The organism is Stenotrophomonas sp. YIM B06876 (assembly GCF_030711595.1).
GTDB lineage: Bacteria > Pseudomonadota > Gammaproteobacteria > Xanthomonadales > Xanthomonadaceae > Stenotrophomonas.
In genome coordinates this window covers 1-929 of the sequence record NZ_JAUJUJ010000332.1, presented here as the reverse complement: position 1 = coordinate 929, position 929 = coordinate 1, and the positions used below count along the sequence as shown (strand labels likewise).

The 929-nt window shown below is 65.6% G+C and carries 1 protein-coding gene; it reads right to left on the bottom strand.

The window, feature by feature from the left end:
• Positions 1-273: 273 nt before the first annotated feature.
• The gene (locus QZH66_RS17095) at positions 274-708 is read right to left on the bottom strand and encodes a hypothetical protein (RefSeq protein ID WP_305807044.1); all 435 of its coding nucleotides are present in this window, start codon (positions 706-708) and stop codon (positions 274-276) included.
• Between the last annotated feature and the right edge of the window lie 221 nt (positions 709-929).

The window sequence follows — 929 nt, the reverse complement described above, 5'->3', positions numbered from 1 at the left end:
GCCGAACTGGTCGCCAGCCTGGCACCGGCGCGCAGCTATGCGCACTGGGAACTGGTGCCGCACGGCACGGCGAATGCCGATGCGCGCCGCAGTCGCCTGGTGGAGCGCGTGGCGCAGCAACTGCGCGGCGTGGCCCAGGAATCCACATGAAATAGGCTGCTAACGCTTGCTGGATAAGCGTTAGCAGCTATCAAATCTCCAGGCCGTTGGCCTCAGAAGGTGTGAAGGAATCCGGCGTGGCCGAGCGGGCATGGCGGGTTCGTTCACACCTTCTCATGTCTCGTCCTTGGGCCAGTGCAGGTTCAGGCTGGCGTGCTGGCCCGGCTGGATGTCGACGCTGCCGCTGCGCTGGACGCCGCCGAAGTCGGCGACCACGCGGTAATGCCCGGCGGGCAGCTTCACGTCGGTCAGCGGGCCGGCGTCGGAGAGCGCGAACACGTCTTCGCCCTTGGCGTTGTAGATGTTCAGTTGCAGGCCCGCGGCATAGGCGTTGTGCGGGCCTTCGGAGAAGGTCAGGCGCAGGTCATAGGGCTGCATGTGGCGGTCCATGCGCGCGATCTGCTCCTTGCCGATGCCGCCGTTCTGGTAGCTGGTGTGGATGTGCGTGCGCTGCGGCACAGAGGGCATGTCTTGTGCCGAGACCGGCGCAACCGCTGCGCCCAGCGCCAGGGCGGCGGCGGCGGTGAGAAGGATTTTGGGGGTGGTCATGATTTTCNATCTGCTCCTTGCCGATGCCGCCGTTCTGGTAGCTGGTGTGGATGTGCGTGCGCTGCGGCACAGAGGGCATGTCTTGTGCCGAGACCGGCGCAACCGCTGCGCCCAGCGCCAGGGCGGCGGCGGCGGTGAGAAGGATTTTGGGGGTGGTCATGATTTTCTTCCTTGCATTTTTGGATGCGCGGTGAAATTCCGCTGTGACAGCGTGCGGCCGG